The organism is Halalkalicoccus sp. NIPERK01, from assembly GCF_030287405.1.
Taxonomy (GTDB): domain Archaea; phylum Halobacteriota; class Halobacteria; order Halobacteriales; family Halalkalicoccaceae; genus Halalkalicoccus.
The window spans coordinates 677,775-691,611 of record NZ_JASVVV010000001.1; the positions used below are offsets into that span (position 1 = coordinate 677,775).

At 68.2% G+C, this 13,837-nt stretch carries 17 protein-coding genes; 7 read left to right on the forward strand and 10 right to left on the reverse strand.

The genetic code is table 11. The features are described from left to right. The first annotated feature begins 33 nt into the window (after nucleotides 1-33). The 3 genes from QRT08_RS03565 to QRT08_RS03575 all read left to right on the forward strand — a co-directional run bounded on the left by QRT08_RS03565 (nucleotide 34) and on the right by QRT08_RS03575 (nucleotide 2,947). Entirely contained in the window at nucleotides 34-1,401 is a 1,368-nt protein-coding gene (locus tag QRT08_RS03565; protein ID WP_286044513.1) for an MmgE/PrpD family protein, read from the forward strand. A 195-nt stretch (nucleotides 1,402-1,596) separates the two neighbouring features. After that, nucleotides 1,597-2,418, forward strand: coding sequence for a phosphosulfolactate synthase (locus QRT08_RS03570; protein WP_286044514.1), 822 nt, complete (start codon nucleotides 1,597-1,599; stop codon nucleotides 2,416-2,418). Nucleotides 2,419-2,521: 103 nt separating this feature from the next. Next, the gene (locus QRT08_RS03575; protein WP_286044515.1) at nucleotides 2,522-2,947 is read left to right on the forward strand and encodes a universal stress protein; all 426 of its coding nucleotides are present in this window, start codon (nucleotides 2,522-2,524) and stop codon (nucleotides 2,945-2,947) included. On the opposite strand, the gene QRT08_RS03580 is transcribed toward QRT08_RS03575, so the two are convergent. The 4 genes from QRT08_RS03580 to QRT08_RS03595 all read right to left on the reverse strand — a co-directional run bounded on the left by QRT08_RS03580 (nucleotide 2,944) and on the right by QRT08_RS03595 (nucleotide 5,607). Next, complete coding sequence (locus tag QRT08_RS03580; RefSeq protein WP_286044517.1) at nucleotides 2,944-3,330, reverse strand: hypothetical protein; 387 nt, start codon at nucleotides 3,328-3,330, stop codon at nucleotides 2,944-2,946. The genes QRT08_RS03575 and QRT08_RS03580 overlap by 4 nt on opposite strands. A 27-nt stretch (nucleotides 3,331-3,357) precedes the next feature. Next, nucleotides 3,358-4,752, reverse strand: a complete 1,395-nt coding sequence (locus QRT08_RS03585) for an NAD-dependent succinate-semialdehyde dehydrogenase (RefSeq protein WP_286044518.1) — start codon at nucleotides 4,750-4,752, stop codon at nucleotides 3,358-3,360. A 205-nt stretch (nucleotides 4,753-4,957) separates the two neighbouring features. After that, nucleotides 4,958-5,086 carry an FmdB family zinc ribbon protein gene (locus tag QRT08_RS03590; RefSeq protein WP_286044520.1) on the reverse strand — a complete coding sequence of 43 codons (129 nt, stop codon included), beginning with the start codon at nucleotides 5,084-5,086 and terminating at the stop codon, nucleotides 4,958-4,960. An 83-nt stretch (nucleotides 5,087-5,169) separates the two neighbouring features. Beyond that, nucleotides 5,170-5,607 (reverse strand): Hsp20/alpha crystallin family protein, encoded by a 438-nt coding sequence (locus QRT08_RS03595; protein ID WP_286044522.1) that lies wholly within the window; start codon nucleotides 5,605-5,607, stop codon nucleotides 5,170-5,172. 158 nt (nucleotides 5,608-5,765) lie between these two features. On the opposite strand from QRT08_RS03595, the gene QRT08_RS03600 reads away from it, so the two are divergent. Together QRT08_RS03600 and QRT08_RS03605 are read left to right on the forward strand one after the other, a co-directional pair. Next, nucleotides 5,766-6,467, forward strand: coding sequence for an RNase P subunit p30 family protein (locus tag QRT08_RS03600; protein WP_286044524.1), 702 nt, complete (start codon nucleotides 5,766-5,768; stop codon nucleotides 6,465-6,467). Next, nucleotides 6,451-7,059 (forward strand): class I SAM-dependent methyltransferase, encoded by a 609-nt coding sequence (locus QRT08_RS03605; RefSeq protein ID WP_286044526.1) that lies wholly within the window; start codon nucleotides 6,451-6,453, stop codon nucleotides 7,057-7,059. Before QRT08_RS03600 ends, QRT08_RS03605 begins: the two co-directional genes overlap by 17 nt. A gap of 34 nt (nucleotides 7,060-7,093) precedes the next feature. Here QRT08_RS03605 and QRT08_RS03610 read toward each other — a convergent pair whose 3' ends face one another. Further along, nucleotides 7,094-7,372 (reverse strand): DUF7967 family protein, encoded by a 279-nt coding sequence (locus tag QRT08_RS03610; RefSeq protein WP_286044528.1) that lies wholly within the window; start codon nucleotides 7,370-7,372, stop codon nucleotides 7,094-7,096. A 115-nt stretch (nucleotides 7,373-7,487) separates the two neighbouring features. Next, the gene (locus QRT08_RS03615) at nucleotides 7,488-7,784 is read right to left on the reverse strand and encodes a DUF3303 domain-containing protein (RefSeq protein ID WP_286044529.1); all 297 of its coding nucleotides are present in this window, start codon (nucleotides 7,782-7,784) and stop codon (nucleotides 7,488-7,490) included. Nucleotides 7,785-7,959: 175 nt separating this feature from the next. Here QRT08_RS03615 and QRT08_RS03620 point away from each other — a divergent pair, with 175 nt between their 5' ends. Together QRT08_RS03620 and QRT08_RS03625 are read left to right on the forward strand one after the other, a co-directional pair. Beyond that, on the forward strand, nucleotides 7,960-8,421 hold the full coding sequence (locus QRT08_RS03620) for a J domain-containing protein (protein WP_286044530.1): 462 nt from the start codon (nucleotides 7,960-7,962) through the stop codon (nucleotides 8,419-8,421). Between the two features lie 167 nt (nucleotides 8,422-8,588). Further along, entirely contained in the window at nucleotides 8,589-9,320 is a 732-nt protein-coding gene (locus QRT08_RS03625) for a class I SAM-dependent methyltransferase (RefSeq protein WP_286044531.1), read from the forward strand. 114 nt (nucleotides 9,321-9,434) lie between these two features. Here the strand turns inward: QRT08_RS03625 and surE are convergent, their stop codons facing one another. From surE to QRT08_RS03645, 4 genes are all read right to left on the reverse strand, one after another. Beyond that, on the reverse strand, nucleotides 9,435-10,205 hold the full coding sequence (gene surE / locus QRT08_RS03630; RefSeq protein WP_286044533.1) for a 5'/3'-nucleotidase SurE: 771 nt from the start codon (nucleotides 10,203-10,205) through the stop codon (nucleotides 9,435-9,437). A gap of 34 nt (nucleotides 10,206-10,239) precedes the next feature. Further along, a complete protein-coding gene (locus tag QRT08_RS03635; protein WP_286044535.1) occupies nucleotides 10,240-11,697 on the reverse strand; it encodes a DUF8157 domain-containing protein in 1,458 nt (485 codons plus the stop codon). Further along, nucleotides 11,694-12,422, reverse strand: a complete 729-nt coding sequence (locus QRT08_RS03640) for a prephenate dehydrogenase/arogenate dehydrogenase family protein (protein WP_286044536.1) — start codon at nucleotides 12,420-12,422, stop codon at nucleotides 11,694-11,696. The genes QRT08_RS03635 and QRT08_RS03640 overlap by 4 nt, the downstream gene beginning before the upstream one ends. Before the next feature lie 258 nt (nucleotides 12,423-12,680). After that, complete coding sequence (locus tag QRT08_RS03645) at nucleotides 12,681-13,835, reverse strand: M24 family metallopeptidase (RefSeq protein ID WP_286044537.1); 1,155 nt, start codon at nucleotides 13,833-13,835, stop codon at nucleotides 12,681-12,683. Nucleotides 13,836-13,837 lie beyond the last annotated feature (2 nt).

The following is a 13,837-nucleotide window of genomic DNA, read 5'->3' on the forward strand; positions in this document are numbered from 1 at the left end:
AACACTTTTTACCCGGACCATGGTAGGGCATCCATGACGACTACCGACGAACTCGCGGAGTTCGTCCTCGCCGTCGAGTACGACGGCCTGCGCGAGGGGGTCCGGGAGGAACTGAAAAAGCGCGTGCTCGACTCGATCGGGATCGCGGTCGGCGCGATGGGCGAGCGCGCGCCCGAGGCCGTCCGGGCCACCGTCGGGGAGGCGAGTTCCGACGGTCCGTGCAGGCTCTGGGGCACCGACGAGCGCGCCTCGATCCCGGAGGCGACGATGTACAACACCGCCCTCGTCAGGTATCTCGACTACATGGACTCGTTTCTCGCGCCCGGCGAGACGCCCCACCCCAGCGACAACGTCGCGGCGGTGCTCGCCTGCGGGGAGGCCGAGGGCGCGAGCGGGCGCGACCTCCTCGAGGCGATCGGGGTCGCCTACGAGATCCAGGGCGAACTCGCGTGGAACGCGCCCGTGCGCGAGCGGGGGTTCGACCACGTCACCCACACCGTGATCTCGGCGACGGCGGGCGCGGGCAAGGTCCTCGGGCTGGATCGCGAGGAGTTGCGCCACGCCATCGGGATCGCGGGCACCGCGAACAACGCCCTGCGGGTGACCCGCACGGAGGGGATAAACGACTGGAAGGGGGTCGCCAGCGCGCACGCCGCCCGCAACGCGGTCTACGCCGCGTTGCTCGCGCGGAACGGCATGGAGGGGCCGACCAACGTCTTCGAGGGCCAGAAGGGCTGGCAGGCGGTCGTCTCGGGCCCCTTCGAGGTCGACCCCGATCCGGGCTGTGAGCGCGTCCTCGAGACGATGACCAAACGCTACGTCGCCGAGACCTACGCCCAGTCGGCGATCGAGGGGGTCATCGAACTCGCCGAGAGCGAGGGGATCTCCCCCGAGAACGTCAGCGAGATCCGTCTGGACACCTTCGCCGGCGCGAAACTCATCATCGGCGGGGGCGAGGGCAGTCGCTACGAGATCGAGACGAAGGCCGAGGCCGACCACTCGCTGCCCTACATGCTCGCCGTGGCGCTGATCGACCGCGAGGTGACGGCAGCCTCCTACGACCCCGAGCGGATCCGACGGGACGACGTCCAGCGACTGCTGCGACGGGTCGAGGTCGAGGAGGACCCCGCGCTCACCGAGCGCTTCGAGGCGGGCGAGATGCCCGCCGTCGTCGACGTCGTCACCGGGAACGGAACGACCTACCGGGTCGAGAAGTCGGTGTTCGCGGGCCACCCGCGGACCCCGATGGGCTGGGACGGGATCGAAGCGAAGTTCGACGCGATCGTCGGCGAGCGCTACGACGGGGACCGAAAGGCCGAGATCACCGAGACGGTGCGCGATCTCGAGTCGTTCGAGGCGAGCGACCTCCCCGGGCTTCTCGACCCGCCGCGACTCGACTGATACCGTCGGTCATACCGCCGTGCATCGACCGCCGGCAGGACGGGACCCGCTCGCGCCGTGGCCCGTCACCGCGGGCACACGCCGTCGACTGTCCCATGACCGACGGTGTGACCGCCACCCGCCCGTGCTCCTTTCACGCCGACCGATCGGGAAACGGTCACACAGCGCTAAGTAGTCAATCGATCAATAGGTGGTATGGAGCGCGCATTCGACTTCCTGCGGCTCAACGACCGACCGGAGAAGCCACGCGACCGGGGCATCACCGAGATACGCGGCCCCTACTACGACCCGATGGGGCCGCGCGAACTGCGCGATATACTGGAAACGATGGGCCACTGGGTGGACATCTACAAGTTCTCGGGGGGTTCGTTCGCGCTGATGCCCGAGGAGGCGGTGCGCGAGCTAATCGGGATCTGTCACGATCACGACGTGCAGGTCTCGACGGGCGGGTTCGTCGAGCACGTCCTCGTCGCGGATCACGAGCACGTCGGGGCGTACGTCGAGGAGGCCGCCGAGTTGGGCTTCGACATCGTCGAGATCTCCTCGGGCTTCCTCGCCATCGACACCGACGATCTGGTGGCGCTGACCGAACTCGTCCAGGATCACGGACTGAAGGCGAAACCCGAGATCAACGTCCAGTTCGGCGCGGGCGGGGCCTCGTCGGTCGAGGAACTGGAGGGCGAGGAGGCGATCGACCCCGCGAGCGCGATCCGGGAGGCCGAGCGCCACCTCGAGGCCGGCGCGTACAAGATCATGGTCGAATCCGAGGGGATCACCGAGCGGGTGCGCGAGTGGCGCACGGACGTCGCGTTCGCCATCGCCAACGAGGTCGGGATCGAGAACTGCGTCTTCGAGGCGGCCGATCCCGAGGTGTTCGAGTGGTACCTCAAGAACTTCGGGCCGAACGTCAACCTGTTCGTGGACAACTCCCAGATCGTCGAACTCGAGTGCATGCGCTCGGGGCTGTGGGGCAAGAAGTCCAGCTGGGGCCGGATCGCCTCGTATCGCCCGGAGTGAGCGCTCCGTCGAAAGCCCGTCCGCGGCGTCATCGGAGCGTGCGTGTGACGTCGCATCGACGGGACCAACGGTATAGAAGTGGGCGGGCCCCGAAGGCCCGCGTATGTACGACAGCGTCCTGATCCCGACCGACGGCAGCGAGATGGTCGACACCACGCTCGAACACGGCCTGCGGATCGCGCGCGACCACGACGCGACCGTCCACGCGCTGTACGTCGTCGACTCCCGTGTGGCTCGCGCCGCCGAGGACGCCCGCGAGGCCGTCGAGGCCTCGCTGCGATCCGACGGCGAGGAGGCGGTCGAGCACGTCCTCGCGCGCGCCGAGGAGGCCGGACTGGAGGCGGTCGGCGAGATCCGGACGGGAACGCCCCAGAAGGAGATCGTCGAGTACGCCGAGGAGGAAGGGATCGACCTGATCGCGATCGGCACGCACGGCAAGAGCCCCCGCGAGAAACTGCTGTCGATGGGGAGCGTCACCGAGCGGGTCGTCGACAGCGCGTCCGTGCCCGTGCTGGTCGTGCGCGACTAGCCGAACCCGCGCCGGAGGGTGATCGTCACCTCGACGTCCTCGCCGTCGATCGTGACCGGCTCCTCGACGTTCGAGAACTCCTGGCTCTCGACGACGATCACGTACTCGCCGTTCTCGAGGTCGAACGTGACGATCCCGTCCGATCCGGGGACCTTCGCGTCGGCCTGCGGGACGAGTTGGGCCGACTGGACCGAGACCGAGGCCTCGGGGGCCGGATCGCCGGAGGCCTCCTCGAGCGCGACCGTCAGCGTGTAGGTCCGGGGGCCGTCGCCGTTCTCGATCGGGTCCGAACCGCGCCCCGAACAGCCCGCGGCGCCCGCCATCGCGCCGGCGGTGACGATCCGGAGCAGCCGTCGCCTACCGAGTCCTCGCCCGTCGACCATTGTGCCCCCGTTTTTCGCCCGCCCTCTTTACTCCGTCGCGACGTCGTCGGGACCCTCGGGCGACTGCACCCAGACGGTCTTCTCGTTGACGAACTCGTGGATGCCCTTCTCCGCGAGTTCCCGGCCGTAGCCCGAGTTCTTCACGCCCCCGAACGGGATTCTGGGGTCGGACTTGACGAGTTCGTTGACGAACACACAGCCCGCTTCCACGCGGCGGGCGAGGCGCTCGCCCCGCTCTACGTCCTCGGTCCAGATCGACGCCCCGAGCCCGAAGTCGGTGTCGTTGGCCACCTCGATGGCCTCGCCTTCGCTCTCGACGCGGAACACGGCGGCGGCGGGGCCGAACACCTCCTCGGTCGCGGCGGGGGCGTCGCGGGGCACCTCGGTCAGCACCGTCGGCGGGTAGAAGTTGCCCTCTTCATCCGGTAGCTCGCCGCCGACTGCGAGCTCCGCGCCCGCCTCGACGCTCCCCTCGACCTGCTCGTGGACGTCCTCGACGAGGTCCTCGCGGGCCTGCGGGCCGATGTCGGTGTTCTCATCCATCGGATCGCCCATCGAGAGCGACTCCATCTCCTCGGTGAACCGCTCGACGAACTCGTCGTAGACCGCCTCGTGGACGATGAAGCGCTTCGCGGCGATGCAGGACTGCCCCGAGTTGATGGTGCGGGCCTGCGCGCCCGTCTCGGCGGCGGCCTCGACGTCGGCGTCGTCGAGCACGACGAAGGGGTCGCTCCCCCCGAGTTCGAGGACGCTCTTTTTGACCTCGCTGCCCGCGGTCTCGGCGACCGCTCGACCGGCACCCTCGCTTCCCGTGAGCGTCACCGCCGCGAGACGGTCGTCGCGGATCACGTCCTCGACCGTGTCCGAGCCGACGAGCAGGGTGGTGAAGACGCCCTCGGGGTAGCCCGCCTCGGAGAAGACCTCCTCGATGGCCCTCGCACAGCCCGGCACGTTCGAGGCGTGTTTCAGCAGGCCGACGTTGCCCGCGGTGAGGTGCGGGGCCGCAAATCGAAAGACCTGCCAGAACGGGAAGTTCCACGGCATCACCGCCAGCACCGCTCCGAGGGGTTCGTAGGAGACGAGCGAGCGGGACTCGGGCTCGCTACCGAGCACCTCGTCGGCGAGGAACTCGTCGGCGCGCTCGGCGTAGTAGTCACAGACCCACGCGCACTTCTCGACCTCCGCGCGGGCCCCGGTGATGGGTTTGCCCATCTCCTCGGTCATCAACTCGGCGTACTCCTCCTCGTTCTCCCGGAGCACCTCCGCGGCGCGCGAGAGGAGCACCTGCCGCTCGTTGATCGGACGCTCGCGCCACTCCTCGAAGGTCTCCATCGCGCGGTCGAGCGCGCGGTCGACCTCCTCGTCCGTGTGGTCGTCGTACGTTTCGAGCGTCTCGCCGGTCGCTGGATTCACGCTTTCCATGCTGGTCCCCCGGCCACCGCGTGCCGGTTTTCCCACGCTACGACCGACACGCCCAAAGGCGTTGGCCCTGCTCATACCGTCGGTCATACCTACGGACAGCGGCGGTGAGGACGACGGGCAGGGAACGCGCCAGTGCTGGTCACATCGACTACTGCCGTCGCCGCCGACGACCGACAGCATCACCGCCCGCGCGGTTACGGTGAAACTAGCGCTCGCGGTAGCGCCCGAGCAGCACGCCGCAGTCGGGACAGTGAACGTGCACCAGCGGGCCGTCCTCGTGGCGCGTCAGCTCCTCGGCGGTGAACTCGCCCTCGCAGTTCGTGCAGGTCGGCACGGGGCTCCTTCGCCGTCGAACGGCATGGCTGTTACTGGCGGTGTCGGGACGGAAGGAGCGCGTGAGCGTGGTGGGTCGACGCGCTACTCGATGTCGATCGACTTCCCGCCGACCTCGGGGTCGCGCTTCGGGAGCGTGATCGTCAGCACGCCGTTCTTGTACGTCGCCGAGACGCTCTCCTCGTCGACAGGTTCGGGTAGCTGGACGGTCCGGCGCAGCGACTCGCTTCGGCGCTCGCTGCGGAGGTAGGTCTCGTCGCGTTCCTCGGACTCCTCGTCGCGTTCGGCCTCGATCGTGAGCGTCCGGTCGGTGACGCGCACGTCGATCTCGTTCTTGTCGAAACCGGGTGCGTCCGCGGTGACGACGAACTCCTCGTCCCGGTCGGCCAGGTCGATGCTCATGCGGTTCGCGCCGCCCATGCCGAAGACGTCCTGATCGAACCCGGGCTGGTTCTCGAACTGGCGGCCGAGGCGGTCGAAGAACTCGTCGAGGTCGTCGAAGGGGTTTCTACGTCGAGCCATACGGGTGTGCATACGCCATCGAGGATGTTATACTATCGGTCGTAACGGTCTGCGTACATTCGTCGGATGTACCGACGAATGCACGCAAGGGCTTACGGCCGACGGTATACCCGAACCCGAACCGCCACGGGTATGGCGCCGCTCCCTGAAGGGGTGGTATGTACGAGGCGGTCTACGCCGCCCCCGAGGGCCGCTCGACGGTCGCACGCCACGCCCACACCGCGAGCGAGTACGGGTTCGCGGGGGTCGTCGTCCGAAACGGCGACGCGCTCGAAGGGAACGAGACCGAGCGAATCGCCGAGACCTACGGGATCGACGTCGTTCGTGGAACCGAGATCCGCGCCGAGGGCTCACAGACGGCGAGCGGCTACCTCGGGAACCGCCGCGAGGAGTACACGATCCTCGCGCTCCGGGGCGGGACGGACGACCTCAATCGCTTCGCGGTCGAACAGCCCCGCGTGGACGTCCTCTCCCGGCCGATGGCCGGCGAGGGCGACTTCAACCACGTGCTCGCGAAGGCCGCCGCGCGAAACGGGGTGCGCGTCGAGTTCGACCTCTCGACCGTGCTCCGACTCGAGGGCGGCCCGCGGGTGCAGGCGCTCTCGGACGTGCGCAAACTCCGCGAACTCGTCGACCAGTACGAGGTCCCCTACGTCGTGAGCGCCTCCCCGGAGAGCCACCTCCAACTGCGCGGGCCCCGCGAACTGATCGCCGTCGGCGAGCGGATCGGCTTCTCGCCCGAGGGGATCGAAACCGGCCTCCGCGAGTGGGGGCGGCTCGCCGAACGGAACCGCGAGATCGCCTCCGAGTCGTTCATAGAGCCGGGCGTGCGTAGGGGCCGGTATGAAGAGGACGATTGAGGAGCACGCGAGCCGATTCGACGAGCACGCCGCGGAGTACGACGAGAGCCAGGACAGCGAGGAGTACAGGGCCTGTGCTGATCTCGTGATCGAGTGCGCCGATCCCGATCCGGATGACGTCGTCCTCGATCTGGGCTGCGGGACCGGCGCGATCGCGCTGGCGCTCGCGCCCGAGGCGAAGCGGGTCGTTGGTCGGGACATCAGCGCGGGGATGCTGGAGCGGGCGCGGGAGAAGGCGGCCGGGCAGGGTATCGAGAACGCGGCGTTCGGCGAGGGGCGCTTTCGCGATCCCAACTACGACGGCGAGGTCGAGATAGTGGTATCGAACTTCGCCATGCACCACCTCTCGGACGAGGGGAAGCGCGAGGCCATCGAGGTCATCGCGGACCTCGGCCCTCGAAGGTTCGTGCTGGGCGACGTGATGTTCTTCGGGCTTCCCGACCCCGACGAACCGTTTTATAGCCCCGAGGTGGACGACCCCGCGACCGTCGGTACCCTCGTCGAGGCGCTCACCGAGGCGGGCTTTACCGTCACCCGTGCGAGACGGGTCCACGATCAGGTGGGCGTCCTCGTGGGCGAGCGCATCGAGTAGGCCCGGACGGGGATCGAGGGCCACCACGCGGGGATCAGATGGGGTCGGCGGGGTCGTGTTCGTCGGCCATCCGCGTGGCCTCGGCGGCGTACTGCTCGCGGAGGTCCGCCTCGTCGACCGATCCGAGGTTGTCGGGGTCGACGTCGAGGGCGGCGGTCGTGTCCCTGGAGTCGCCGGTGAAACTCGTCAGGGCGCGTTCCTTCCGGAAGTAGCGCTCGCCGTCGGGGGTCGCGTAGACGAGGATGATGAGGTTCTGTTCGTCGTCGGAGTAGGTGCGTTCGACCAGCCACACGCGGACGTCGGTGTCGGCCATGCGGTCGGGTACCGCCCGGCGCGTGAAACGCGTTCGGTTCTCCGAACATGGATGCCTGTCGACGGCTGACGAGGGCGTCCGGGAAACGGTGCCGTCCTCGGAGAGCCCGTCCGGGTCACTCCTCGAGGAGCGTCCGTTCCGCCTCCCCGAACGTCAGGACGGGCGCGACGTGCGCGTCGTGGTCGTGAAGGAGCGGCGGGCCGAGGAACGCGGTCACCGCCTCGAAGGTATCCGCCTCGAGGACGAAGTAGAACCGGTGTTCGTTCGGCGTCACGTACGACCCGTGGACCTCGACGCCGGCCTGCTCCGCCGTCCGGTCCATCCCCGCGATCCACTCGCGGGCCTTCTCCTCGTTCTCCGGGCGTGCCCAGCAGTTGTCCGGCGTGTGATCCAAGGTAGCTATGAACAGCATTGATACCACCGGCTCTAGTACACCGTCGAGGAGGATAAACCCGCCTAGGGGTTCGATAGCCGCCTCGCGCCGGTCGACGGGCGGATCGGACGGGGTGGCGGGGGTAAAGCCAGTACGGCCACCCCCGCCCGATCAGAGCGGCTTTGGCGCCGGGGTCCGTACCCCGACCCGTCGAATGGAGACGCTGTACGACGCCCTCGGGGTCGACCCGGACGCCGACCGCGAGGCGATCCGCGCCGCGTACCGCGAGCGGGCCAAACGCCACCACCCGGACGTTTCGGGCGGGAGCGCGACCGAGTTCCGCCGGCTCACCGCCGCCCGCGACGTGTTGCTCGACGACGCTCGACGGAGGCGTTACGACGCGCTCGGCTACCGCCGATACGCCCGACACCACCTCGGCGAGGAGTGGCCGGTCGACGAACCGGCACGCCGACGGCATTCGCGACGATCCCGCACGGCCCGCTCGGGCCAGCGGCGACGATCCCGTCGAGTTCGCCGCGAGCGCCCCCCGCGATCCAGCAGTCCGACGGACGCCCTCATCGCGCTCGCGACCTACTGGCCGATCCTCGTGCGGGTGGGGATCGCCCTCGCGCTCCTCCTCGTCCTCGCGTTCGTGCTCGCCGCGCTGTCGCTCTAATACTCACTGCGCTGTCGCGCTAGTACTGTTCAGCGTGTCGTAGTAATACTCTCGTGTCCTTCAAAGTGATAGATACACCCTCTGTATCTATCACGGGCTTATTTTCGGAGAGCAGTAAACACGGCTATTTAAAGCTTATTTACGGTCCTATCGCGTCTGACGACCTGATGCCCGACACTCCGGACCCCCCAGTTGCCCACCGAGCCTACGATAGGCTCGCCGCGGGGTACGACCGTGAGGGAGACACGAAGCCTGCGAACGCCTACCTCGAACGGCCAGCGACCCTCTCCTTGCTTCCCAACGTCGAAGGGACTTACGTCCTTGACGCAGGGTGTGGCGCTGGCCATCTCACCAAGGCACTCAGCGACCGTGGCGCTACCGTCGTCGGCCTCGACGTGAGCCATGAGATGCTCACGTACGCACGAGAAAGGATACCCGACGCCGACTTCGTTCAGGCTGACCTCGGAAGTGACCTCCCCCTCATCGATGACGGGTTTGACGGCATCACCAGTTCGCTCGCGTTCCATTACATCAAGGATTGGGAGTCACTGCTCCGTGAACTCCGTCGAATCCTCAGACCCGGCGGCTGGGTGGTTTTCTCGGTCCAACACCCTCATGCCGACTTCGAGGAGTACGGCGACGCTCGAAACTACCACGAAATAGAACGGGTCTCCGCGAATTGGGACTCCTTCGGCGAGGAGGTGGAGGTACCGGCGTACCGTCGCCCCCTCTCCGCGATGCTAGGGCCTGCGCTTGAGGCTGGTTTCCAGCTTGACCGACTGTTGGAGCCGACGCCGACCGAGGAGTATCGTCAGGCTGACCCAGAGAGGTATGAGTACGAAGCGACTCGCCCGAATTTCCTCTGTCTCCGCCTCGTCACCCTCACTCAAACCGGTTAACTACGGTCTTGACCCACGACTGGTGATAGATACGGAGTACGTATCTACCAGCTGATTCGCTGAAGGGCAGAGTGAAAAACAATCCATTGGGAACGATTCTATGACACGGTCGTGTTAGTAGTCCGCCGCGAGCCGATCGAGCGCCTCGTGGTGCTCGGTGGTGTGGGGGGCGGTCAGCGGCGAGACGCTGACCTTTCCCTCCGTGATCGCTCTTCTATCCGTCCCCTCGGGGTCGTCGATCTCCCCCGTGCTCATCGCCTCCCACGAGAGGTCGTGTAGCGTGATCGAGTCCCCGTTCTGGGTCGCGCCCATCTCGTAGACCGTCGAGGGACGGGTCACGACCATCGGCGCGGGGTCGTCGGCGGGAAGCGGCGCGTTGACATTGAGGTACTCGGCGTGCTCGAAGACGCCCCGCGACGGCGCGCGTTCGACGAGGTACCGGGTCGCGCGACAGGCCTCCGCGTACTCCTCGATCTCCGGCGTCCGGGGCCACTCCTCCTCGGGGATGTAGAGGGAGACGGCGACGGCGGGGACCCCGCAGAAGGCAGCCTCGACGGCGGCGCTAACCGTCCCGGAGCGCCCGAGGACGTAGGCCCCGAGGTTCGCGCCGGTGTTACAGCCCGAGACGACGAGGTCGGGGTAGGGACCGAGCGCCTCGAGGCCCGCGACCACACAGTCGGCGGGCGTGCCCGCGATGGCGAAACCCAGTTCGTGTTCCTCGACACCGACCTCGCTCGACATGGCCCGGCCGACCGCGCTCTGGTCGCTCGCGGGCGCGACCGCGGTGACGTTCGCCACCGCCGAGAGCGCGTCGTAGAGCGCGCGGAAGCCGGGACTGTCGATCCCGTCGTCGTTCGTCAGCAGGATCTCGAGATCCGTGTCCATACGCCCGCCTCGGCGGCGGTCGACAAAAACGCGGTCATCCGACCCGGTCGACGACGCATTCCTCGTCGACCACGAGGTTGTACGCGTTCTCGTCCGCGTTCCAGAGGACCAGCACGGACTCGAGGACGAACACGTCGCCGTACTCGGCCGCAGACAGCGCGCGGTTGAGCGCCGTCTCCCGCGTCACCACGGCGTAGTGGCTCTCCGACTGGCTGCCGTCGCCGAGCAAAAAGAGGGGGTTCGAATCGGAGAGCGAGTCGCTGAGTTTGACCGCGATGCAGTCGATCCGGTCGGTGACGTGGGCCTCGCTCGCGGCGAACGGGGCGAAGCGCTCGGGGCTCGCGGTGACGTCGACCCGGACCTGCCCGTCCCGCCGGAGGATCGAGTAGGCGTACTGGACGTCGGTGTTGACGAACTCGCCCGTCGCGGCGTCGCGCTCGCCGCGCTCCCCCTCGGCACGTCGCCCCTCGTCGAGGCGGCGCTGGAGTTCCGGGACGGCGAGGTCGGGTTTCCGGTCGAACGACCAGCAGTGATCGGTCGGTTCGCGGTCGGGCCACAGCCGGAGGGTCGGCGCGAAGACCGTGTACTCGCTTTCCGCGACGACCTCGTGTTCGATCTCCCGCAGGCCGGTCGCGGTGTTCTTATCGGCCGGCGCGAGCGCGAGGGCCGCTCCACCGGACACGAGGTGTGTGAGATACCGCTTCAGGACCGCCGTGGGCTCCGCGAGTTCGCTCAGCACGTTCGCGAACAGGATCAGGTCGTACCCGTCGCGGGACTCGTCCGAGTCCCGCTGGCCGTCCGCGCGTAACGCCACCTCGGGCTCGAACGCCTCGGCGGTCGTCCGGTGGATCGTCGGGTGGAAGTTTCGGGGAGTCGCCGCGAGCAACGCCTCCAGAACGTCTGCGGCCGCGCTCGGTTCGACCGCGTGGTACTCGACGAGCGCGCCCTCGGCGTAGTCGGCCAGACCGAGTGCGGGGCCGCCGACGCCCGCGCCCACGTCGAGCACCCGGAGCGTCGAGGGGAGCAGGTCCCGTGAACCCAGTTCGTCGAGCGCGTACCCGGTCGCCGCGTAGTAGTCGGGGAGGTGATAGAGCGCGTAGCCCAGCGCCGTCTCGTAGGAGTACTCGACGGGGTGCTGGCGGTAGTAGCGCTCCTTGAGCCGGCGGATCTCCTCCCTGAGGGCGGCCCCGCTCTCGCCGTCGGCCCAGCCAGGGCCGAAGCGCTCGACCAGCAGGTCCTCGAGGCACGAGAGATATCGGTCGGGCATCGTGCGCACCCCGTCGAAGGTGGGTGAAATCGGTTCCTCCGAAGCGGGAACGAACGTGCCGTCCTCGCGTTCGTATAGCCCGAGTGAGAGGGCGTTCTCCCGCAGGGTCTGGCGGACGACTGCGGGATGGGCGCCGCCCTCGACGTACTCGGCGACCTCCTCGGGGTCGATCGGGCGGACGTTCCTGAGGTATTTCGCCGTATCGAGGATCGCTTGTCGACTCATTCGCCCGCCTCGCGGTACAGCGCCTCGAACGCCTCGCGGTCGGCCTCGGCGACGTCGATGGCGGCCTCGGCGACGTCGTCCGCGCCCGGAAACGTCGACTGGATGTCCGCGTAGACGTGAGGGTTGCCGCCGGTCACGTTCCGGACGAGTTCGTCGAGTTCGCGGGAGACCGGCGTCTCGAACCCCTCGGGGACGTCGTCGGCGGCGAGCGCGTACGCCAGCACCGCCGCGTGGGCCTTCGTCTGGATCGTCTCCATCGCCGCGTCGTGCTCCTCGGGCGTGGTCTCGACGACGGTGTTGCCGGCCTCGCGGAGGCGTTCGCGGATCCACCCGGCGACCGGTCCGTCGTCGGCGACGACCGGGACGTTGCCGGGGGCGTTCTCGGGGGAGAAGAGCGGGTGGAGGCTGACGTGTTCGCGCTCGGGGGCGTGGGCCTCCATCGCCGCGACCGGCGCGGCCATGACGCCGCTGACGTCCGCGATCGCCCGATCTGAGAGGGGGGCGTACAGTTCGATCGTCGGTTCCACCGCCGGGATCGGCACCGCGAGACAGACCAGATCGAACCGTTCCGCCGTCCCCTCCGGAACCGCCCGTCCACCCACCGTCTCGGCGGCCTCGCGGGCGACCGCCTCCTCCCGGTCGACGAAGGCGATCCGCCCCTCGCCCCCGACCACCTCCCCGAACCAGCGACCCATCGCCCCCGCGCCGACGATCAGTACGTCCATCGACGCCCCATTACCCGTCCGGGGAAAAAGGCGTTGGCATACGCTCCGGTCGCACGCGCTCGAAAAACGGCGGATCGGCGGATGCTACGCCATCGGGGGCGTTCGCTCGCGAGGCCTGACGTAGCCACAGTCGGGGCAGGTCTCGTAGCCCTGTACGTTCGCCAGTCGGTCGCCACACTCGGGACAGTCCATCTCGTTTCCCACTCGATTCGACAGTGTATAAAGATGGGTACGACGATCGACGAGATCAGTCGGTTCTCAGAGGACGAACTCCTCGGGGTAGTCGGTCAGGTTCTCGTAGCCCTCCTCGGTGACGACCACGAGGTCCTCGATCCGGATGCCCCCCACAGCGGGATCGTAGAGGCCGGGTTCGACGGTGATCACGTGGCCCGCCTCCAGTTCCGCGCCGCCGGGAGCCAATCGGGGAAGTTCGTGGACGTCCAGGCCGATCCCGTGGCCCGTCGAGTGGATGAAGCCCGTCTCGGTCGAGGGGTCGTCCCGGAGGGTGGGCAGCCCCGCCTCCTCGTAGACCGCGCAGACGGCATCGTGAACGTCCTCGCCGGTGGCCCCGGGTTCGACCGCCGCGAGTGCGGCCTCCTTCGCCTCGCTCGTGAGGTCGTACCACTCGCGTGCGCGCGCCGAGGGCTCGCCGACCGAGAACGTCCGGGTCATGTCGGCGTGGTAGTTCGTCTCCTTGTTCCTCGGGAAGACGTCGATTACGACGGTTTCGCCCGCTTCGAGGGGACCGCTCCCCCGGTCGTGGGGGTCGGCGGCGTCCGCGCCACAGGCGACGATGGTCTCGTCGAGCGCGTGGTCCCGCCGGAGGAGTTCGATCTCGATTTCTCTCCTAAGGCGCTCGCTGGTCAACGGCTCGCCGTCGTGATACAGGACGTCCTCCTCGACCGTCGCCTCCCTGAGCAGCGTCTCGGCGCGCCCCATCGCCCCCTCGTTCGCTCGCTGGGCCTCGCGGATGAACTCGACCTCCTCGTCGGTCTTGACCGCACGGATCCCGGTGAGCACGCCGTCGGTTTCGGCCTCGACGCCGATCTCGCGCTCGCGTAGGCCGTCGGCGGTCGCGAGCGGGAAGCGCGCGGGGACCGAAAGCGAGGAGACGCCGTGGTCGGCGAGGAACGCCGCGAGCATTCGATACCGTTCCTCGGGCGAGCCGTACTGGTAGTCGTAGTCGGCGTAGCGAGAGACCGACTCGGCGCGGCTCTCCTTTTTCGCGCGGCCGTACTCGAGTCCGGAGACGAGCAGGTGCGTTTCACCGTCGTAGAGCGTGAAAAAGGGATCGTGGGCGTCGAATCCCGAGAGGTAGCGCTGATCCGAGTCCGAGGAGTCGGCGTCGATGAGGTAGCCGTCGGCGTCCGCCTCCGCGAGGAACGAGTCGAGTGCCGAGAGGTCCGGGTCCATAC